Origin of the sequence: Lactiplantibacillus sp. 7.2.4 (assembly GCF_018991185.1) — a bacterium.
Taxonomy (GTDB): Bacteria; Bacillota; Bacilli; order Lactobacillales; family Lactobacillaceae; genus Lactiplantibacillus; species Lactiplantibacillus pentosus.
Genome location: NZ_JAGYGS010000058.1, coordinates 1 through 20,735, shown reverse-complemented (window position 1 = coordinate 20,735; position 20,735 = coordinate 1). Strand labels below are relative to the sequence as shown.

The following is a 20,735-nucleotide window of genomic DNA, read 5'->3' as shown; positions in this document are numbered from 1 at the left end:
GATGTAAAAGATCTTTACAAGAGTTCATATGAAGGTCACAAAATTCTTAATGAAATGGTAGATGCCAAATTACTAACTAAGCAAGGCAGAAATAAGGGGACAGTTTATCGCCTTGCACAGGATGCACCCGCAATTCGACAATCATTAAATAAATATATTAGACAGTTTCAAACTGAGTTTCTTGATCGAACTAAACGTCATTAGGAAATATACCCCACGAACGGGGTATATTTTTAATCATTAAACGAACATACGTTTTTAATTCTGGTTTCTGTGCAGTGTATTTTGATATTCAAGAATAATTGAAAGGCTGCCTTATCGACAATAGATTTTACTAATCACGCAGAACTTGGGGCATATCTCAAATATGATTCAGGAAATAACAGCCAGGATTTTTAAATACCGCTATTTCATTCCCTATTGATGAAACGGGTTACCAACGATTTATCCACACTATTGAATTTATAAATTTGAATACTATGAACTACGAACGAAAAAGAAAGGAATGATTTAAAAGAGAAAATGGGAAAGAGAAAATTGATCTCACACAAGCGACACCTTGGTATCTTTGATCATGTAACAAAACGTTGTAGCCGGTACGGCGCCCCTATTCCAATATTCATAACGAGTTCCGAAACTGGAGCAAGTCCGAACAATTGATAACGAAAGCCTCCTATTCGTAAATAAAGAAACGAGTATGCCAATGGATGTGCAGCAGGCCAACAAATATTAAACAAAGTAGGCAAAGCTACTAATATCCACATCACGCCACATATCTTACGCCATTACTTCGAAACTATGATATTACCTAATGGACAAGTTGCAGCTGACGATATGCATTGGCTAGGCCACTCATCTTTGCAAATGACGCAAAGTTATACGCGTGAAAATGTCCGTGGTGCAATTAATGTCTTCAACGGTATGGCCGGTACGCTTCTAGGAGATTCAGACGATGAGCAACAGAATTTATACCCGAATCACTCCGAAATGTACCCGATTCTCTCATAAATGATGGTACAAAAAAACCGGACACACCACCATAACAGCAGTGTATCCGGTTCGATGACGTTCCGTTAAGTAAGAATTACTTAAGGGTAACGACACCACCAACTTCTTCAAGCTTAGCTTTCATATCGTTGGCTTCGTCTTCTGAAACGCCTTCCTTGATGATTGAAGGTACGTTGTCAACAAGACCCTTAGCGTCTTTCAAGCCAAGACCAGTGATATCACGAACGGCCTTAATAGCCTTAACCTTTTGGTCACCGGATTCAGTTAATTCAACATCGTATGAATCCTTAGCAGCGGCAGCGGCAGCGTCGCCACCAGCAGCACCGGCAACAGCAACAGGAGCTGAAGCTGAGACATCGAATTCTTCTTCGATAGCCTTAACTAAGTCGTTTAAATCTGAGATTGAAGCTTCTTTTAATGAGTCGATAATAGCATCTTTATCAAAAGCCATTTTTTGTTCCTCCATTTTATATGAACTTATTTTTTATTTTTTAACACACTGACAGCTGATTAAGCTGCGTCTTCGTCGCCTTTTTCAGCAACCGCCTTAACAGCGTATGCAACGTTACGAACAGGTGCTTGTAACAAGTTGGCAATCGTAGCCAATAATTCTTCACGTGATGGCATCGTAGCGTATTCTTGAACAGTTTCAAGATCTGCAACTTTACCTTCGATAACGCCACCCTTTAATTGAAGAGCGTCCGCAGTCTTCGCGAAGTTAGCCAAGATCTTTGCAGGAGCAACTGGGTCTTCTTCAGAGAAGGCAACGGCAGTAGGACCAGCAAAAACAGGTTTTAAGTCTTCAAATCCGGCCTTATCAGCGGCACGCACCATGATCTTGTTCTTGATAACGCGCATTTGAACACCGGCATCACGTAATTGCTTACGTAAATCAGTTACTTCTGCAACCGTCAAACCACGGTAATCAACAACGATGGCTGATACTGAGTTCTTTAATTGTTCTGCAACTTCTTCGACTTCTTGTGCTTTAACAGCAATTGTTTCTTTACTCAACAGATTCACCTCCCAGAATTTTGGTTCAGGGATTTATAAAAAAATCCCTATGTCCACCAAGACATAGAGAAAAAACAATGTCCTCGGCAGGTAGATTAAGGCCGTTAAGCCGCCTGAGTCTTAGGTAGAGATATTACTTAACCTCTAGTAATCTATCACAGATCACCCACGGGGTCAATTGTTTTCAGAAATTAATCCTTAAAATGATGCTAAGTCAACACGTACCGCTGGGGTAAAGGTTGATGTCACAACTAAGTTTTGGATGTAAGTCCCACGTACTGAGGCTGGACGAGCTTTAACGATGGTGTCTTCAATCGTCTTGAAGTTGCCAACAAGCTTGTCAGTATCGAATGATACCTTGCCAACAGGAACGTGAACGTTACCGTCACGGTCAGTCCGGTAAGTCACCTTACCAGCTTTTGAATCGTTAACGGCCTTAGCAACGTCCATCGTAACCGTACCAGTCTTAGGGTTAGGCATTAAGCCTTTAGGTCCAAGAACCCGACCTAAACGACCAACTTGGGCCATCATGTCAGGGGTAGCGATTGCGACGTCGAAGTCTAACCAACCGTCTTGAATTTTTTCAACAAGGTCAGCTTCGCCAACAAAGTCAGCACCGGCTTCTTCAGCTTCTTTAGCCTTGTCACCCTTAGCAAAAACGACAACGGTTTGATCTTTACCGGTACCGTTAGGAAGGACAACCGCGCCACGAAGTTGTTGGTCGGCTTGCTTTGTATCAACGTTTAATTTGAAGGCAACTTCAACAGTTGCATCAAACTTTGCGAAATCCATTTTTTTGACCAAGTCTACCGCTTCAGTTACATCGTAAGCTTTGTCACGATCAACTAGCTTAGCGGCTTCTTGGTATTGTTTACTTTTCTTTGCCATCTAAGTGTTTTCCTCCTTGCAAATGTGGTTCAAACGGAGATTTCCTCCCACTTGACACATTCATTTTGATGAAGTGTCCGACATACTCAACAGTACTGAATTAGCCTTCGACGGTGAATCCCATACTCCGAGCAGTACCTTCGATCATGCGCATTGCTGCTTCAACATCAGCTGCGTTTAGATCTTGCATTTTAGTTTCGGCGATTTGCTTAACTTGATCCTTGGTTACAGTTGCAACCTTCTTCGTGTTAGGTTCACCGGAACCATGTTCAACACCGGCAGCTTTCTTTAATAGAACGGCAGCAGGTGGGGTCTTAGTGATGAAGTCGAATGAACGATCTTCGTACACTGTGATCACAACGGGAATAATCATACCTGCTTGATCAGCGGTACGAGCATTGAAATCCTTTGTGAAGCCCATGATATTGATACCTGCTTGACCTAAAGCTGGTCCAACTGGCGGAGCAGGTGTTGCTTTGCCCGCAGGAATTTGTAATTTAACAACGTTAGCTACTTTTTTAGCCACGAGACATTCCTCCTTAGTCCGTGATGTGGTAAATGGAGCTGAGTTTTTGCTCCTCCCACGTAAACGTGCATACGTGACGCACAAACATCATTGTAGCATATCTATTTTTCACCATCAACCTTTTTTATGGTATCCGGATATAAAAACTGAACAATTTGTCGGTCCACTTCATAATTCTCATGCAACCGTGAATGGCGCGCATTCTTACCATGAACGACAAATTCTTGATACTGATCACGTGTCGGCCGCAATAAAAATCGTAGCGATAATGCACTGTTGAGTGCCACCGCCCCATCACTTTGCGCCGCATCACCGATGTTGCCCGCGATATTCAAATACGAGATCGTATTGGGCAACCGTTGCAGCGTCCGCAAAAAGTAATTATAAACTGGCGTCGTCTTGGTCGGGCCAGTCGCAGTTAAGGGATGGTTCTCGATTGGATACGTATTTTGACCAACTTCACTATCATTGAATGGCGCCCCAATTGTAACGACTTTGCGGACCTCCGGCAAATTCACGAGCTTAGCTGCCGTCGTCAGATATTGAAAGAGCACCACGCCACCCATAGAATGTGCGACCAAATTAATGGTCTGGACATGCTCATGAGCAATTAAATATTGTACGACCGCCAAGACGCCCGCGGCTTGTTGCCGGACTGCCACGCGCGGGGTCGCAAAGATTAGCTGCACCATTGGTCGATAGTCATCTAACTCGCCAGTCACGTGCGGGTGATTATGACGATCAATCATGACCACCAACGATTTGTTGGCAATCCCACCGGCCGTGAAGCGTTGAAGCATGCCACCGAATGAAAAACGATTACCCGCATATCCTGGGATAAACAGGGTCACCGCACTATCATCCGCCGTCTGCGCGGGCTTGGCTGCTTTCAAATTCTGAGGCCGACCGTATTGCCAAAATTTAAACGAAATTCGACTGATGACGCCGAGCACAATGACGCCGATGATGACTAAAATCACTTCTGCCAAGATGGTCCACCAGCTTACTTATCCTTAAGATTAATTATTGAATCTGATCAACCTGATCAAAGTCTAATTCCGTACTCGTCTCACGACCAAACATGTTGATGTTGACCTTGAGCTTCATCTTTTCATTATCAATTTCAGTGATTTCACCTGAAAGACCTGAGAAGGCACCGTCGATAATGGTAACTTGTTCGCCAACTTCGACGTTCAATTCCGTATGACGTGTGCTCATTCCTAATTGATGAAGGATCTGTTCAGCTTCTTCTGGCAACAATGGGGTTGGCTTACTACCTTGCCCATGAGAGCCTAAGAATCCAGTGACACCAGGCGTGTTACGAACAATGTACCAAGCTTGGTCCGTCATAACCATTTCAACCAACACGTAGCCTGGGAAGATTTTCTTCATTTCAACTTTGTCTTTCCCATTCTTCACTTCATGGGCTTCTTCTTCAGGGACAACGACCCGAAAGATGTTGTCTTCCATTCCCATGGATTGAATCCGGGATTCCAAGTTAGAACTAACCTTATTTTCATAACCAGCGTAGGTATGTAGGACATACCATCTTTTTTCAACAGACTCGACCATTACGATTCTCCTTTAAAAATGTCTTGAGGCAAAATAAAAAAACCTCGTTTACACGAAGTTTTCTTTCATTGCCATTATTATAACAAATTATGATTCAAAAAGCCATTAATGCCAGCTTGTTAACATCTGTAATAATAATTGAATAATCCAATCAAACAGTGCGAAGAATGCCACGAAGAACAAGGATGTTGAAACCACTGTCCATGAGTCGCGACGATTCTCGCGCCAAGTTGGCCAGGTAACCTTCTTCATTTCACGTCCAACTTGACCAAAAAATTTAAATAAGCGCATTTCTAATCCCCCTACCGCGTTTCACGATGAAGTGTATGTTTGCCACAATATTTACAAAATTTTTTAACTTCTAAGCGGTCAGTTCGATTTGGGTTAGCATCGATCGTGTAGTTCCGAGAACCACAAACGGTACATGCTAATGCAACTTTTTTCTGTGCCATCGACAAAACCTCCATGATAAATCAGGTATAACATTAGCATGGAACTTTTCGAATGTCAATTTCAGGATGCTGAGCGTAAGAGCGCCCGCAACTTTTTGCGACAGCGGTCAATTGCGTTGATCACCTGTGGTACTTCAACATGGTAGTGTGCCGCGATGCTTTCAGGCGAACATCCTGCCAACAAATCGGCGAAAACGGCGCCTTCAAATGTCGAACAGATTAGGCCAAACACCCGAATCTGCTCGCGGACATGCACGATATCCAGTGTCGACATTGTCGGTGCTTGTAACTCACCAACGGCTTGTTCGTCATTGACATCCAGCGGGACTCGCTCACCGTCCGGACGACGTTTCTGAGCTTGCGCCCGCCGAATACAATCAATAATCTGATGAGTCAACAATGCCCGGAAATACGCGCCAAAGGGACAATCCTGAGCTCGCTGATACCTCTGAGCGGCCCGATGAACGGCAATCCGTCCTTCTTGGCACCAATCATCCGTCTCGAAATTTGGAACGTAGTAGTGCTGTCGCAACCGCCAAACCACCGGTTGATATTGTACAGCCAAAATTTGGATACTGAGACTATCTCCAGTTGCTGCTAACGCAATTAATTGTTGCTCATCCATATGACGTTCCTACTTCCACTTAGTTTCAGAAACCGCACCCCTGAGCATCTGTAACACTCAATATACGGGGTTATCCGCGGCACCACAAGCGAACGAAGGTTCTTATTTTGAGCTGATTTGACGGGTATTAAATTTGCAATGTCGACTTATCAAAATAACCGGGACGTTAACACAAGAGCAGTGGATATCACGATATCGCGGCCCTGATTGCCATCGCTGCTCAGTGTCGAGATTATCCGCGTGACGTAACCATTTTAAAACGTCTCACTTTGTTACTTTGCGTCATGCGCAGCGACACTAAGTATCAGACAATTGTCCGTGCGCACATCTTCCTCATCACCTAACACCAGGCATCCACTAATCCCAAACTAGTGACACCTGTTCAGCGCCTACTTATGGTGATGTTTAACGTGATTGCGTTCCAACTGCTGACGAAATTGATCGAGTGCTGTCAACTGGGCTTCATTCCAGGGTGATTTGCGCACCGACCCTAAGTCTTGCGTCCGAACAGCTGTATGACGGACTTCCTTCAATGCTGTATGGACCCGTTTGCGTAATTCTAAGGCCGGCACACGTAGGGCACCTTCAGAAAAAATCACCCACTGTTCGGCCTGGTCACTCGTGGCGACCGTGACTTGCAGCACCCGCGACTGTTTTTCAGCCGCATACTTTTCAATATAGCTGTCCGCTGTCTGGTCCTTACTCGTCCAGATGATTTCCAAATCCGCCTGGCGATAGCTCTTAGAGTTACCTGGGACGTACATCGCATCAAATACTAGGCTGATATTGAGACCCGTGATTTTCTTATATTCAGTTAACATGCTGATTAACTCATCGCGGGCTTGTGGTAAGCGGTCCGTTTGCTTCAAATGATTGAGCTCGGGCCAATTACCAATCATATTATAAGCATCAACAATCAATAGTTGTTGTTTCATATCATTTTCCCAGTGGATGCCGTGACGTATAGCCTTGATAAATCAACAGACTAGCTGCCACGCTGGCATTCAAACTCTGAACATGACCAATCATCGGAATCGTCAGCATCTCATCGACGTTTTTCTTCAACAATGGGGAAATCCCCTTGCCTTCGTTCCCAATAATGAGGCCGACTGCACCAGATGCATCCCACTGGCGGTAATCCGTTCCGTTCATGTCCGTTCCAAAAATCCAGAGGCCGGCTTCTTGCAGTTGCTTGACCGTCTGAACCAAGTTCGTGACCCGCGCCACCTTGACGTGTTCGATTGCACCCGTCGACGTTTTGGCCACCGTACTGGTCAAGCCGACTGCCCGGCGTTTTGGAATGATGATACCATGTACCCCGGCGGCATCCGCTGTCCGCATGATTGAACCGAGGTTGTGGGGATCCTCGATGTTATCCAAAATCAAGAAAAATGGAGCTTCATCCTTGGCCTTCGCCACGGCAAACAAGTCATCGATCGTCGCATATTCAAACGCGGCGACTCCGACTGCGACCCCCTGATGGTTCGCATTATCGGTCAACCGGTCTAACTTTTGTTTGGGCACATATTGCACGATCAAATTCCGTTTTTTGGCAATTTTAGCAATATCATTCAGCACATCCGCCTGTAACCCACTTTGAATAAAGACTTTGTTGATTTGTTGGTCACTCTTAATGGCGGCCATTGCTGGATGGCGACCAATCACAAAGTCAGCTGCTGTTTGGTCCTGTTCATTATTTGACACTGGAAACCCTCCCTTCATCCACTTGTTTAATGCACCACTGCGCGAGTTCTGCGATTCGGTCCGTCTGTTGGGTCAGTTGTAAATACCCAAATACCGCTTCAAACCCCGTCGAAATACGATAGGTCAGGACGTCCGTGTGTTTGGCAGACGTATGACTCTTGGCATTCCGACCCCGTTTGAATACGTCGACTTCGGTCGGTGTCAGAACTTCTTCGGCCTGCATCCGTTCGATCAACGCCGCTTGAGCCTTGGCTGAAACGTAATGTGTCGCATGATGGTGTAACTTAGTCGCCTTCGTATAACCACTTTCAATCAAGTGTTGGCGAATAAATGGTTCATACACCGCGTCACCGAGGTACGCGAGCGCGATCCCATTTAATTGCTGATAATCAACTTGCATATTATTCCTTTCTAAACCGCACACCCTGAGGCGTATCTTCTAAAATGATCCCTTGCGCTTTCAAGTCGTCACGAATCTGGTCGGCCTTGGCAAAATCCTTGGCTTGCCGAGCTGCTTCGCGTTCATCGATCAGCGCTTGAATCGCGTCGTCTGCCAAACTGGCATTGGCGGGAGCTGCTAAGGTCACGCCAAACACGCCGGCTAACGCCTCGAGGGTCGCACTTAATGCCGTCAAGGTGTCACTTTGAACGGTCGTTTTAGCGGCATACACGTTGGCCAATTTGGCTAATTCATAAACTGCTGCGACCCCGTTCTGGACATTAAAATCATCGTCCATTGCAGTCACAAAATTGTCAGTCAACGTCTTCAGCTGAGCACTGACCGTTTCGTCAGCCCCAGTCGTCGCGTCCTTGAGACGGAACGTTAAATTACGATAAGCATTCCGCAACTTATCCAAATTATTGGCAGCTTCGTCCAGGTTGCCCTGCGTATATTGAATTGGCCGCCGATACTGCGTCGTTGCCATGAAAAAGCGCAACACTTGGGGATCGACCGTCTTGATGATATCGTGGACCGTCACAAAGTTGCCCAGTGACTTGCTCATCTTTTCGTTGTCGTCACCAACCGTCACAAAGCCGTTATGCAGCCAGTAGTTGGCAAACTTCTGCCCAGTCTTGGCTTCACTTTGAGCGATTTCATTCTCGTGATGTGGGAACTCTAAGTCTTGCCCACCACCGTGAATATCAAACGTATCGCCGAGATACTTGGTCGACATCACGGAGCATTCGATATGCCAGCCCGGTCGTCCAGCACCCCATGGGGAATCCCACGAGATCTCACCGGGTTTAGCCGCTTTCCAGAGGGCAAAGTCGATTGGATCTTCTTTACGATCAGTCTCTTCATCCGCCGTATGTTGACTCGCACCAACTTCCAAGTCATCGATTCGTTGGTCTGAGAGTTGCCCATAATTCTTGAACTTACGGGCCCGGTAGTAGACATCACCAGCTGATTCGTATGCGTAGCCCTTATCAATCAGGACTTGGACAAACGCAATAATTTCTGGAATATTTTCAGATGCGCGGGGATGAGCCGTCGCCGGTTCAATATTGACCGCCGCAGTATCTTCCATAAAAGCTTGAATGAACCGGTCCGCCACAGCAGGAACCGTGGTATGGTCCTCAGCAGCTCGCTTAATGAGTTTATCATCAACATCCGTAAAGTTAGAGACATAGTCGACGTGGTAACCCCGGTATTCAAAATACCGCCGAATCGTATCAAAGGCGATTGCGGAGCGGGCATTCCCGATATGAATATAGTTATAAACAGTCGGCCCACAGACATACATCTTCACAACTCCGGGGGTAATTGGTTTAAACGGTTCTTTTTGGCGCGTTAACGTATTAAAAACGCTTAGCATATTGGCGACAACTCCTTTCAATTGAGACGTGTTACTTTACGCGTTGTGTTAGTTATGATTTGGCATTAAAGATGATTAAAACGTGCTAAGTTGGCGTCCTGTTTGTCAGCCGATGCGCTTCCTAGTCCGACTTCCGGGGCCGGCTGACAACGCTGGAACGTAGCCGACGTCGATTTGAACTCACGCAGAAGACCACTGCGCAATTTCAAATACGAGTCTTATTCTAAGCCGGAAGAAAAACACTTCCAGCTAAGAATAATTTGGCTACTGAGCATTGTCCGCCAGCCCCTCCAGTCGGGAAGCCGCTCGAATGGCAGATGAACGGCCACCTATCCTGGCACAATTGACCACTGAATGTTAAAAGACTGGATCTTTATGCGAACTTTTAATCAGTGTCAATGATTGTTTGTTATATTTAAATGTTGATGAGATGATCTGAAATTCCAGTAACAACTAGTCTTGCGATTAGAACGATTAGTCGATAGAATTGCCATCTGTTAGAAGTTCAGACTTTATCATTTCAGGCAAGCTAGAGAAGACTACAAAAAACTGTCTTACAGTTGACTATCAAAATGACTGTTTACTAAGAACCTACGAACAGTTCATCAAAAGTTGGGACCGAACATGTCTGCCATTCGAATACCATCCCGGCTGGAAGGTATTCTGGGCAAGGCCCAGTGGTGAAATTTCACTTAGCAAGCGTTTTTGGCTTGGTTAGTGAAAGACCAGTATTTAAGACGTGGACTTCGGCTTAAATCTGTGTCCACCACGTTCCGGCCATTGACCAGAATGCCTGGAAGCCGGCCTAGGACGCACCTATCACTGCATGTTTACGGTAACTCGCACTGTTTCCAGCGGGTCTCAGCTGGTAGCACTTGAACTTAATAACTGGCACGTTTTAATCATGATGCATGACAAATTAACTCCCACGATACGTGTTACTTTTGATGATAGTTTACCATGTTTGGAGGACAAATGAAAAAGCGCCCCTCATACTGCGGAATCCAATCCCGCCATACAAAAGACACTTTCACGTGCTGCCACGCGAGTCTTACCGACTATCGTTGCACTCATGATGAGCTTCCGACCATCCGGTTATTATCGTGACAATCGCACTAATTTTTAATTGAAACACCTCGGTACACCGCCTGACGACTCGCATACCGATTGCGATTGTAGAACCTACTTCGCTAATTCCGCAATCATGGCATCAAGGTGCTTCTTAGTCGTTTCGCGACCAAGTAATTCGATTGTTTCAGGTAATTCTGGCCCGTGCATTTCATGCGAAACGGCGATCCGAATTGGCATGTATAAGGCACGACCCTTGATCTTCGTATCCTTTTGAATACTCTTGATCGTCTTTTGAATGGCCGTTGCTTCGAAAACGTCGATGTTTTCAATGCGTTGACGGAATTCCTTCAAGACTGGCAATGCCGTGTCATTATCAAGTTCTGCCTTGGCTTCATCATTGATATCAGCGGGACCATTGAAGAACAGGTCGGCTAAGTCAACGATTTGCCCGGTATAACTCATTTGGTTCTTGAAGAGGGACACTAACGTCCGCGTCCATTCGATTTGACTCATGTCTGGGCGTTGTGGCAACCGACCAGCCTTGATCAACTGACGAATTGACATCGCAAAGACTTCATTGTCATCCGCCTTCTTGATGTATTGGTTGTTGACCCATTCGAGCTTCTTCGCATCAAATGCAGCTGGTGACTTGCTTAAACGCTTTTCATCATACATCTTGATGAATTCGCGCTTCGTGAACAATTCACTTTCGCCAACTGGTGACCACCCTAAGAGGATAATGAAGTTAAGCATGGCTTCTGGCAAGTAGCCCAATTCACGATATTGTTCGATGAATTGAAGCACCGTTTCATCACGCTTACTCAATTTCTTACCCGTTTCGGTATTGATGATCAAACTCATATGACCGAACTTCGGTGGTTGCCAACCGAAAGCTTCATAAATCATTAATTGCTTAGGCGTGTTAGCCACGTGGTCATCACCACGGAAGACGTGACTGATTTCCATCATGTGGTCATCCACAACCACGGCGAAGTTATACGTTGGCATACCATCGCGCTTCTTAATGACAAAGTCGCCACCGACCGTCTTGGATTCAAACGAAACGTTGCCTTTGACCATGTCATCCCAAGCGTACGTTTGGTTTTCTGGGACGTGGAAACGGACCACTGGTTGGATACCAGCTTCCTTAGCAGCCGCAATCTTGGCCTGCTTTTCTTCTTCCGTCATACCAGCAAATTCATAGACGTAGTGTGGCATTTCCTTGCGAGCCTTTTGGGCTTCACGTTGGGCCTGCAATTCTTCTTCCGTCATGTAAGATTCGTACGCTTTACCTTCATCAATTAATTGTTGAATCAACGGATCATAGATTGACTTACGTTCAGATTGACGATAAGGGCCAAAGTCGCCGCCCTTATCTGGACCTTCATCCCAATCAATTCCTAACCAGGTCAAGTTATCCATCTGACTCTTTTCACCGTCTTTAACGTTCCGTTTTAAGTCGGTATCTTCAATCCGAAGAATAAACTTACCCTTATTATGCCGGGCAAATAAATAGTTAAACAATGCAGTCCGAGCATTACCAATGTGTAAATGGCCAGTTGGACTTGGTGCGTAACGCACACGAATCTTACTCTTTGCCAATGTGATTAACGCCTCTTTCATATTTTTTCATCTTAAATGTTACGCCGCGCTCCAGTTAACACCAGAATACTGCGACTTTCACTTGCTTTTCCAGTTTACCATGTTTACCACTAAAAATTAAGGTTTCAGACCGAACCCGTTGTAAAAACCTCAAAATCATTTGGGTTGGGCCGCTGCTACGGTTGGATTAGTTGTGGTTGATTCGGATGCAAGCTAAAAGCAAACTTCAAAGTCAAAAGCTGCCAGCTGAGGTACGCTGGAAACAGTGCGAGTTAACATAAACTTGCTGTGGCGGTGACGTCCTACGCCAGCTTCCAGGTATTCGAAGGGCGAACATTTACGGTCCCAACTTTCCATATGAATTAGTCGTTGATTCCTAGGTCAACAGTCCTTTTAATATTCAACTGTCAGACTGGTTCTCATAACAGCTAACCTTTTTTTGCCACGCTTTAAGGCTTATGACAAGCAACTTCACTCAACTTGTCAGAATTTTCTCCATCGTTTGAGATAGCAAAGTCTCGAATTACAAACCAATGTAAGCTTATTAATTAAATTCCGACGATTAAATTCAAGACTAGTGTCCATTGCAATTAGTGAATCATATTCAATAGTCTTCTCAATACTAAAATGCCATAAAGCATTATCAATATCGATTGAAAATTTACTCGAAGGACTTCTCTCCTAATATTCAGTGGTCAATTGTACCCAGATAGGTGGCCGTTCATCCGCCATTCGAACGGCTTCCCGACTGGCCGGCCCGCCGGACAACGCTCAGTAGCCAAATTATTCTTAGTCGGAAGTGGTCTTCTTCCGGCTTAGAATAAGACTCGTATTTGAAATTGCGCAGTGATTTTCTGCGTGAGTTCAAATCGACGTCGGCTACGTTCCAGCAATTGTCAGCCGGCCCCGGAAGTCGGAATAGGAAGAACAAATGCTGACGAACAGTAAGCCAACTAGCACAACGGGAATCACTACCTTTCAACACAGAAACCAGAATACAAAAACAGCAGTCCCCAAAAAGAAAGACTGCTGTTATCAGTAAGGTTAGCGCCGGTTGTTGCGGTTATTGTTGTTACCATTGCTGTGGTTACTGTTGCGATTATTATTACTATTATTGTTATTGTGTTTGTTACTATTACTATCGGCATGGTCCGGAATACCGCGGTTAGAATGGGCTAACCGGGCAAAAATCATGCGGCCCGCATCCGTCTGGAGGGCACTTGTGACGACCACGTCGACCTTTTCGTTGATGTAGAACTTCCCATCTTCGACGACGACCATCGTTCCATCGTCTAAGTAGCCGACCCCTTGTTGGCGCTCACTACCATTCTTAACCACCATGACGTTCATCTCCTCACCCGGAATGACCCGTGGCTTCAGTGATTTGGCCAATTGGTTGATGTTTAAGACTTGGACGTTTTGGAATTCGATCACTTTGTTCAAGTTGTAGTCGTTCGTGACGATCACGCCGTTGACCTTTTTCGCCAACTGGATCAACTTGCTATCGACTTCTGGGATGTCTTCAAAATCACCCTCGTACATTTCAACTGGGATGATATTCTCATTTTGTAGCTTGTTCAGAATATCTAATCCACGGCGGCCACGAACACGTTTGATACTATCCGCCGAGTCAGCGATGTACTGCAATTCATAGAGGACAAAGTTGGGCACCAACAACGTTCCTTCGAGGAAACCCGTTTTGACAATGTCATAGATCCGACCATCAATTAAGATGTTTGTATCCAAAATCTTGTAATGGTGATAATTTTGGTCAGGCTGAGCATCCGTGATTTCCGGGCTGGCTTCTTTTTCACGTCGTCGGAAATTAAAAACTTTACGCCATTCATCGATACGGGTCGTACCGACGCGAGCACCGATGTAACCAAAAAATAGCATCAAAATTATTGGGACGACCGTGTTCAATAAGAATAATGGACTACGACTGAATAATTGCGATATCAGAACCGCGATCAATAACCCAATAATGAATCCAATACTGCCAAACAGTAATGTCATCGGATTTTGTTTGGACAAGTTCTTTTCTACTCGATCCACTAACCGCACCGCGGCATTCGCTAAAAACAGCGACAAAATCCATAAAATCAGCGCTCCCAGCAAAAAATTGGTGAAAACGTTATTCAGCAAAACATTTGGCTGCGACAACAGCATCGTCCATAAATAAGGTAAGTACGTTAGTCCTAACGTGCCCCCCACGACAATGAATACTAGTCGCACCGTTAACTTCTTCATGGCGTCAGCCCCTTTGTTTTAGTAATTTGGTTGTTGTAATGCCAACTGGAGCGCTTCCTTTAAGGTCGCCACCCCAATCACTTCGATGCCCGTCGGAATATCCCAGCCTTGCAGATTATTCTTCGGAATAAAAATACGTTTGAAGCCTAACTTAGCGGCCTCACCGACCCGAGATTCAATCCGATTGACCCGCCGAATTTCACCAGTCAAGCCGACTTCACCGACAAAACAGTCACTCGGACGCGTTTGTTGGTCGCGATAACTGGAAGCTACACTGACGGCAATCGCCAAATCAATCGCTGGTTCATCTAGTTTGACCCCACCAGCGGCCTTCAAATAGGCATCTTGATTTTGAAGCATCAGGCTCGCGCGCTTTTCCAATACCGCCATGATAAGCGAGACCCGGTTGTGGTCCAAGCCACTCGCCGTCCGCTTGGCGTTACCAAATACCGTTGGCGTGACCAGCGCCTGGACTTCCACCAAGATTGGCCGAGTGCCTTCCATTGAAACGACGATGGCTGAACCAGTCGCATCTTTGAGCCGTTCTTCCAGGAAGATTTCGGATGGATTGGCAACTTCGTAAAGCCCCCCCGTCCGCATTTCAAAAATACCGAGTTCATTTGTGGAGCCAAACCGGTTCTTAACCGCACGTAGAATCCGATAAGTGTGGTGCGGGTCACCTTCAAAGTACAGCACCGTATCCACCATGTGTTCCAAAATCTTTGGACCGGCGATCGCACCGCCCTTAGTCACGTGACCGACGATAAAAATCGTAATGCCGTTGGTCTTGGAAATTTGTAATAATTCTGCCGTAATTTCTCGAATCTGGGAAACGGAACCAATCGCTGAATCCATATCCGGCTCCTGCATCGTTTGAACCGAGTCGATTACGACAAAGTCCGGATGAGTCTCTTCAATCGTTGAGCGAATATTTGACATGTCCGTTTCAGGATATAAGAAGAAATCTTCGCTACTAACGGCCAAACGGTCAGCCCGCATCTTGACTTGTGCAGCACTTTCTTCCCCCGTGACGTATAGCACGGAGCCCCCCGTTTCAGCCAGCTGGCCAGAAACTTGCAATAGTAGCGTCGACTTCCCAATGCCGGGATCCCCACCAATTAACACTAAGGAACCAGGAACGACCCCGCCACCGAGAACGCGGTTGAACTCCTTCAACTTGGTTTTGACGCGCGGCGTCTTCGTCAGTGAAACTTCTTTTAACCGTTGTGGTTTCGCCGACTTACCGGCAAAGCTCACCCGGGACTTGCGGTCTGGCTTCGTATCAAAATGTTCTTCCGTCAACGTATTCCATTCACCACAGTTCGGACACCGGCCTAAATATCGCGGTGTCGAATAACCGCAGTTTGAACAAACAAACTGAGTTTTAGCTTTTGCCACTCAAGCGCGCCTCCATTTTCTCGTCAAATACGGGCCAAACCCGTCTTTTCTGTCAATCGACCATAAGTTTATTTTACCATTATTAATCATTAAAGCCGTTAAATCACACTAGCTTAATTGATTTTTTATTAATTCGCTACTTATTTGTTGAGCCAAAGCCACCAGAACGCGTGGTTGTCACATTTTCTTCATCCGTCACCGTCAAATAAGGGGTGAAAATTCCTTGAGCAATGCGTTCACCCTTTTTGATGTGCACATCACGAATCCCCATGTTGATCAATTGAACGAAAATCGCGCCTTCATTTTTCGGATTGTCATAGTAATCCGCATCAATGACGCCGATACCGTTTGGTAAAATCAGATTGCGTTTAAGCGGGTTACTTGAACGGTTGGCTAATAGTAAGTATTCGCCATCATTCATAAACGCCTTAATACCAGTTGGAACCAACCAGGGTTTCAGCACCTTAGCAGCGGCATCTAGGTCCGTCGTCGAAGCCGTTTCACTCCGATGTAATTGCCACAATACCTTGATAAAATTCAATTTCCAAATCGACGGCAACGTGAAGTCTTCCGCTGCCTCAAAATCATACCCCGCTGCCTGCTTCGTCGCGCGATATGGTAAGTGTAACCCTGCTTGTGCATACTGACTCACAATTTTAAAACCCCGTGCCATTTCAATTCCCACTTTCATCGTTTAATTTCATTAGTTAGGTGGCGACCAGCTGAGCAAGCCTGACATTCGTCGCTCGCCGTCTAGCTAGCAATCAGATTAACACTCGGTCCAGGCTGATACGAATCAGCCGCTTTTGCCCAGCTTTACCCGCTTTCAACCGGCAACCATTAGTGTTCACATTTTACCATACTTAAGCCGCCAGCTCGTGGTTTGATGGTCGAAAATCCATCCGACTGAAAAGCGGCATTTATATCGTTCGTTATGGATGCGCTTACTCTAATTAGTCGTCGCCAATTATCCGTCTTGTTCGGGCCCAAAACGCACCACTTTATCTGGAACAGCAGATGCTGCCCCTACTGCAACAGTATCTTACTCGTGCTCAAAGCTCACCACTTGGGTTGGTACACTATCACTCACTTATTGGCAACGTTTCCGAGTCGAAATGCGATCTCACTATCCAATTCGCGATAGGGAAAATCTGACTGTAAAATCCACGTTTTAAACTTCCACGATTATCCACGGAAGTTTCGTTGACAAAACGGGCATTTACCGGTTTAATTACGGTAGGCATAAAACCCTTTACAAGGTGGTGAAATCAATGGAATTCACGCGTGAAGCACACCGTTTTTATTTTAATGATGAAACTGGCAAGTTAGCTGGTGAAATTACCTTCCCGGCCATCAATGATGACCAGACTTGGGTCATTGAACACACTTTTGTTCGTGACGATTACGGTCACCAAGGCATCGCCGGGCAATTGACCCGCGCAGTCATCGAGGCCGCACGAGCAGAAGGCAAACACATTCAGCCGCTCTGCACTTACGCCAAGGCTTACTTTGATCGGCACCCTGAAGCTGCCGACGTTTTAGTCACTAGTTCTCAATCAAAGGAGTAATCTCAAAATTATGAATCAGGATCAGTTAAAACAACTCGTTGGTCAAAAGGCCGTTGAATACATTAAAGACGGCATGCAAGTCGGCCTTGGAACCGGTTCAACGGTCAAATTCATGGTCGATGCACTCGGTGAACGGGTCAAAAACGAACATTTGAACATTGTCGGCGTCTCCACTTCTGACCGTACGGCTGCTCAAGCCAAAGCACTCGGGATTCCAATGAAGTCCGTTGATGAAGTCGACCACCTAGATTTAACCATTGATGGCGCCGACGAAATCTCCGACAATTTTCAAGGTGTCAAAGGCGGTGGCGCTGCCTTGCTCTTCGAAAAAATCGTGGCCATCAATTCTGATAAAGTCATGTGGATCGTTGATGAAAGTAAAATGGTGCACCAATTAGGCGCCTTTGGACTCCCCGTTGAAGTCATTCCTTACGGGAGCCAACACGTCTTCGAAAAAATGGCGGCTCGCGGCTACAATCCCGTTTTCCGGAAAGTTAACGACGAACTCGTGCGGACCGATTCTAACAATATTATTATCGACCTGCACATCGATCCAATCACCGACCCACACGCTTTAGCCGAAGATTTGATTCACATGGTTGGCGTCGTTGAACACGGCCTATTCTTAGACATGGTCAACACTGTTATCGTCGGCCACGCCAACGGTCCAGAAGTCATTGAGACCCGGGCCTAGTTAATCCCAACGGAAAGCTTGCCCCACCCGGCATAAACCGATACAATGAGAATTAGATTAAAGGAGAGTGATCTTTTGAGTAAAGCAATCAGTATGGATCAAATTGCTAACTTTCAAGCCGACTTGGACCAACGTCCAGAAGCCAAAGTCATCGAACGTAGCGTGACGAAGAACGGCATCTTAGCAAGCAGTCAAGATATTCAGGCGATGAGCCAAACGACCCCCGTATTTTCAATCGATTTGGATACCGGCGAAGTCGCTAACCAAAAACAAAGTGGTCGTTGCTGGATGTTTGCCGCTTTAAATACCATGCGGCATTCATTAGCTGAAAAATTCAACTTAAAGCACTTCGAATTATCCCAAAACTATACCTTCTTCTGGGACAAATTCGAAAAGGCCAACTACTTCTACGAAAACGTCTTGGCAACCGCCGACCAACCAACTAGCAGCCGTAAAGTGGCTTGGTTGATGACCACGCCACAACAAGACGGTGGCCAATGGGATATGCTCGTTGCCCTTATTCAGAAGTACGGTATCGTGCCTAAGAGTGTCATGCCAGAAACTTACAACAGTTCAAAATCCGCTGAAATCAACAGCACACTTAACTTAAAGTTACGTAAAGATGCCGTTGAATTGCGTGAATTAGTCGCTGCTGGTACTAGCGATGACGCCATCCAGGAACGTAAAGAAAAGATGTTAAATGAAGTTTACCGGATGTTAGCCTATGCTTTCGGCGAACCCGTTTCACATTTTGACTGGGAATACCGCGATGACAAGAAACAGTACCATATCGACCAAAACTTGACACCGCAAAGTTTCTTCGGAAAATACGTTGGTTGGAACTTAGATGACTACGTTTCAATCATCAACGCACCAACTGATGACAAGCCATATAACCACACCTACACGATTGAAATGTTAGGGAACGTCTTGGGCGGCCGCGAAGTTAAGCATTTAAACGTCTCCATGGCCGACTTCAAGCAACTCGCCATCAAGCAATTACAAGCTGGACAAAGCGTCTGGTTCGGTTGTGATGTGGGTAAATCCTCTGACCGGCAAAAAGGTGTCATGGCAACGGACGTCTACAACAAGGACGAATTATTCGACGTTGATTTAGCAATGTCCAAGGCTGAACGCCTCGATTACGGCGAAAGTCTGATGACCCACGCCATGGTTATCACCGGTGTCGACTTGGTTGACGGCCAACCAACTAAATGGAAGGTTGAAAACAGCTGGGGCGATAAAGTTGGGTCCAAAGGCTTCTTCGTCATGAGTGACGCTTGGATGGACGAATACTGCTACCAAGTCGTCGTCAACAAAGAATTCTTGCCTGACAACTTGAAACAAGCTCAAGCTGAAGAACCAACTGTCTTAGCCCCTTGGGATCCAATGGGTGCTTTGGCTTAATTGAAACTAGAAAGCTCTACTGCCAATCATCGTCGTTGATTACCACGCAACAATGATTGACCACAATTTATGCGTCGCCACGGATTATTATCCTGGCGACGCTTTTTTATTAGGCAACGCAACACTCCCCTTTTAAGTCACGTGTTAAGTTGTCATGAATCGTGATTCAAACGTGCCAATTGGTTAGTTTGTTGTTCGTCAGCCGATGCGCGCCTTAGTCCGACTTCCGGGGCCGTCTGACAATTGCTGGAACGTAGCCGACGTCGATTTGAACTCACGCAGAAACCCGCTGCGCAATTTCAAATACGAGTCTTATTCTAAGCCGGAAGCAGCCCACTTCCAGCTAAGAATAATTTGGCTACTGAGCATTGTCAGCCAGCCCCTCCAGTCGGGAAGCCGCTCGAATGGCGGATGAACAGCCACCCATCTGGGTACAATTGGCCACTGAATATTAAACCCTGAACCTCCAGGCAAATTGAGTCTGTATGGACGATCAATTTATGAAAGTCAAATACTAGGAAAATTATTCGCCAGATTATTCACTAACTTTATATAGTAACTATTCTTGAAATTAGTCGATAGCATTGTCTTTCTTTTGGCATCTACACTTTGCGATTTCAGATGATTAGGCTAAATCCATATAACGTTCAGCAATGCGGACGTCTGGCCAATAATAGTCTGCTAAATTGGTGATGATCGGAAACCAGTCTTACAGTTGAATCTCAAGATAACTGTCTGTTAAGAATCAATGATCCGTCCATTTAAAGTTGGACCCGCAATGTCTGCCCTTCGAATACAATCCCGGCTGGAAGGTATTCTGGGCAAGGCCAAGTGGTGAAATTCCACTTAGCAAGCGTTTTGTGCTTGGTTAGTGGAAGACCAGTATTTAAGACGTGATTTTCGGCTTAAATCTGTGTCCACCACGTCACGGCCATTGCCCAGAATGCCTGGAAGCCGGAATAAGACGAATCTATTACTGCAAGTTTACGCAAAACCGCACTGTTTCCAGCGGGCCTCAGCTGGCTGCTCTTGAACTTAAGAATTGGCACGTTTTAATCACGATTCACATCAAATTAGCCGGGAAAGAGAAACGCAATAGTCCCATCAAATAAAAAAACAGACGCAAATCACTCGCTAAA

General features: G+C 45.7%; 22 protein-coding genes and 1 other annotated feature. Of the genes, 5 read left to right on the top strand and 17 right to left on the bottom strand.

All coding sequences use genetic code 11. The features are described 5' to 3' along the window. Both KGF70_RS13835 and KGF70_RS17405 read left to right on the top strand, forming a co-directional pair. The coding region (locus KGF70_RS13835; protein WP_216786464.1) for a hypothetical protein at positions 1-204 on the top strand (204 nt) is incomplete at its 5' end. Positions 205-726: 522 nt separating this feature from the next. Beyond that, entirely contained in the window at positions 727-1,008 is a 282-nt protein-coding gene (locus KGF70_RS17405) for a site-specific integrase (RefSeq protein ID WP_367889998.1), read from the top strand. Positions 1,009-1,084: 76 nt separating this feature from the next. On the opposite strand, the gene rplL is transcribed toward KGF70_RS17405, so the two are convergent. The 17 genes from rplL to KGF70_RS13745 form a co-directional block, all read right to left on the bottom strand. Next, complete coding sequence (rplL, locus tag KGF70_RS13825) at positions 1,085-1,459, bottom strand: 50S ribosomal protein L7/L12 (protein ID WP_216768885.1); 375 nt, start codon at positions 1,457-1,459, stop codon at positions 1,085-1,087. A gap of 59 nt (positions 1,460-1,518) precedes the next feature. Continuing rightward, entirely contained in the window at positions 1,519-2,022 is a 504-nt protein-coding gene (rplJ, locus tag KGF70_RS13820; RefSeq protein ID WP_003637774.1) for a 50S ribosomal protein L10, read from the bottom strand. Positions 2,023-2,051: 29 nt separating this feature from the next. Beyond that, positions 2,052-2,165 (bottom strand) — a sequence feature (ribosomal protein L10 leader region). Positions 2,166-2,220: 55 nt separating this feature from the next. Beyond that, on the bottom strand, positions 2,221-2,910 hold the full coding sequence (rplA, locus tag KGF70_RS13815) for a 50S ribosomal protein L1 (RefSeq protein ID WP_050339187.1): 690 nt from the start codon (positions 2,908-2,910) through the stop codon (positions 2,221-2,223). Between the two features lie 100 nt (positions 2,911-3,010). Further along, positions 3,011-3,436 carry a 50S ribosomal protein L11 gene (rplK, locus tag KGF70_RS13810; protein WP_003637772.1) on the bottom strand — a complete coding sequence of 142 codons (426 nt, stop codon included), beginning with the start codon at positions 3,434-3,436 and terminating at the stop codon, positions 3,011-3,013. A 101-nt stretch (positions 3,437-3,537) separates the two neighbouring features. Beyond that, positions 3,538-4,416: an alpha/beta hydrolase gene (locus tag KGF70_RS13805; RefSeq protein WP_367115005.1), complete on the bottom strand. Its 879-nt coding sequence runs from the start codon at positions 4,414-4,416 to the stop codon at positions 3,538-3,540. Between the two features lie 43 nt (positions 4,417-4,459). Continuing rightward, complete coding sequence (nusG, locus tag KGF70_RS13800; RefSeq protein WP_216768889.1) at positions 4,460-5,008, bottom strand: transcription termination/antitermination protein NusG; 549 nt, start codon at positions 5,006-5,008, stop codon at positions 4,460-4,462. Positions 5,009-5,113: 105 nt separating this feature from the next. Continuing rightward, positions 5,114-5,299 (bottom strand): preprotein translocase subunit SecE, encoded by a 186-nt coding sequence (gene secE / locus KGF70_RS13795; protein WP_003637769.1) that lies wholly within the window; start codon positions 5,297-5,299, stop codon positions 5,114-5,116. 11 nt (positions 5,300-5,310) lie between these two features. Further along, complete coding sequence (gene rpmG / locus KGF70_RS13790) at positions 5,311-5,460, bottom strand: 50S ribosomal protein L33 (RefSeq protein WP_003637768.1); 150 nt, start codon at positions 5,458-5,460, stop codon at positions 5,311-5,313. A gap of 61 nt (positions 5,461-5,521) precedes the next feature. Next, entirely contained in the window at positions 5,522-6,085 is a 564-nt protein-coding gene (locus KGF70_RS13785) for a sigma-70 family RNA polymerase sigma factor (protein WP_050339189.1), read from the bottom strand. A 389-nt stretch (positions 6,086-6,474) separates the two neighbouring features. Further along, entirely contained in the window at positions 6,475-7,020 is a 546-nt protein-coding gene (locus KGF70_RS13780) for an NYN domain-containing protein (RefSeq protein WP_050339190.1), read from the bottom strand. 1 nt (position 7,021) lies between these two features. Beyond that, positions 7,022-7,807, bottom strand: coding sequence for a 23S rRNA (guanosine(2251)-2'-O)-methyltransferase RlmB (gene rlmB / locus KGF70_RS13775; protein WP_050546761.1), 786 nt, complete (start codon positions 7,805-7,807; stop codon positions 7,022-7,024). Beyond that, the gene (locus KGF70_RS13770; RefSeq protein WP_003637764.1) at positions 7,779-8,189 is read right to left on the bottom strand and encodes a Mini-ribonuclease 3; all 411 of its coding nucleotides are present in this window, start codon (positions 8,187-8,189) and stop codon (positions 7,779-7,781) included. Before KGF70_RS13770 ends, rlmB begins: the two co-directional genes overlap by 29 nt. 1 nt (position 8,190) lies before the next feature. Then, on the bottom strand, positions 8,191-9,606 hold the full coding sequence (gene cysS / locus KGF70_RS13765; protein ID WP_105961354.1) for a cysteine--tRNA ligase: 1,416 nt from the start codon (positions 9,604-9,606) through the stop codon (positions 8,191-8,193). A gap of 1,182 nt (positions 9,607-10,788) precedes the next feature. After that, positions 10,789-12,279 carry a glutamate--tRNA ligase gene (gene gltX / locus KGF70_RS13760; RefSeq protein ID WP_088771263.1) on the bottom strand — a complete coding sequence of 497 codons (1,491 nt, stop codon included), beginning with the start codon at positions 12,277-12,279 and terminating at the stop codon, positions 10,789-10,791. A 1,044-nt stretch (positions 12,280-13,323) separates the two neighbouring features. Next, positions 13,324-14,529, bottom strand: a complete 1,206-nt coding sequence (locus KGF70_RS13755) for a PIN/TRAM domain-containing protein (RefSeq protein ID WP_050339193.1) — start codon at positions 14,527-14,529, stop codon at positions 13,324-13,326. Between the two features lie 18 nt (positions 14,530-14,547). After that, on the bottom strand, positions 14,548-15,927 hold the full coding sequence (gene radA, locus KGF70_RS13750; RefSeq protein WP_216768891.1) for a DNA repair protein RadA: 1,380 nt from the start codon (positions 15,925-15,927) through the stop codon (positions 14,548-14,550). A 136-nt stretch (positions 15,928-16,063) separates the two neighbouring features. Beyond that, complete coding sequence (locus KGF70_RS13745; protein ID WP_050339195.1) at positions 16,064-16,600, bottom strand: dUTP diphosphatase; 537 nt, start codon at positions 16,598-16,600, stop codon at positions 16,064-16,066. Positions 16,601-17,198: 598 nt separating this feature from the next. Here KGF70_RS13745 and KGF70_RS13740 point away from each other — a divergent pair. The 3 genes from KGF70_RS13740 (at position 17,199) to KGF70_RS13730 (ending at position 19,596) form a co-directional block, all read left to right on the top strand. Beyond that, on the top strand, positions 17,199-17,495 hold the full coding sequence (locus tag KGF70_RS13740) for a GNAT family N-acetyltransferase (RefSeq protein ID WP_003637758.1): 297 nt from the start codon (positions 17,199-17,201) through the stop codon (positions 17,493-17,495). Between the two features lie 10 nt (positions 17,496-17,505). Next, positions 17,506-18,189 (top strand): ribose-5-phosphate isomerase RpiA, encoded by a 684-nt coding sequence (gene rpiA, locus KGF70_RS13735; protein WP_216768893.1) that lies wholly within the window; start codon positions 17,506-17,508, stop codon positions 18,187-18,189. A 75-nt stretch (positions 18,190-18,264) separates the two neighbouring features. Beyond that, a complete protein-coding gene (locus KGF70_RS13730; protein ID WP_216768894.1) occupies positions 18,265-19,596 on the top strand; it encodes an aminopeptidase C in 1,332 nt (443 codons plus the stop codon). Positions 19,597-20,735 lie beyond the last annotated feature (1,139 nt).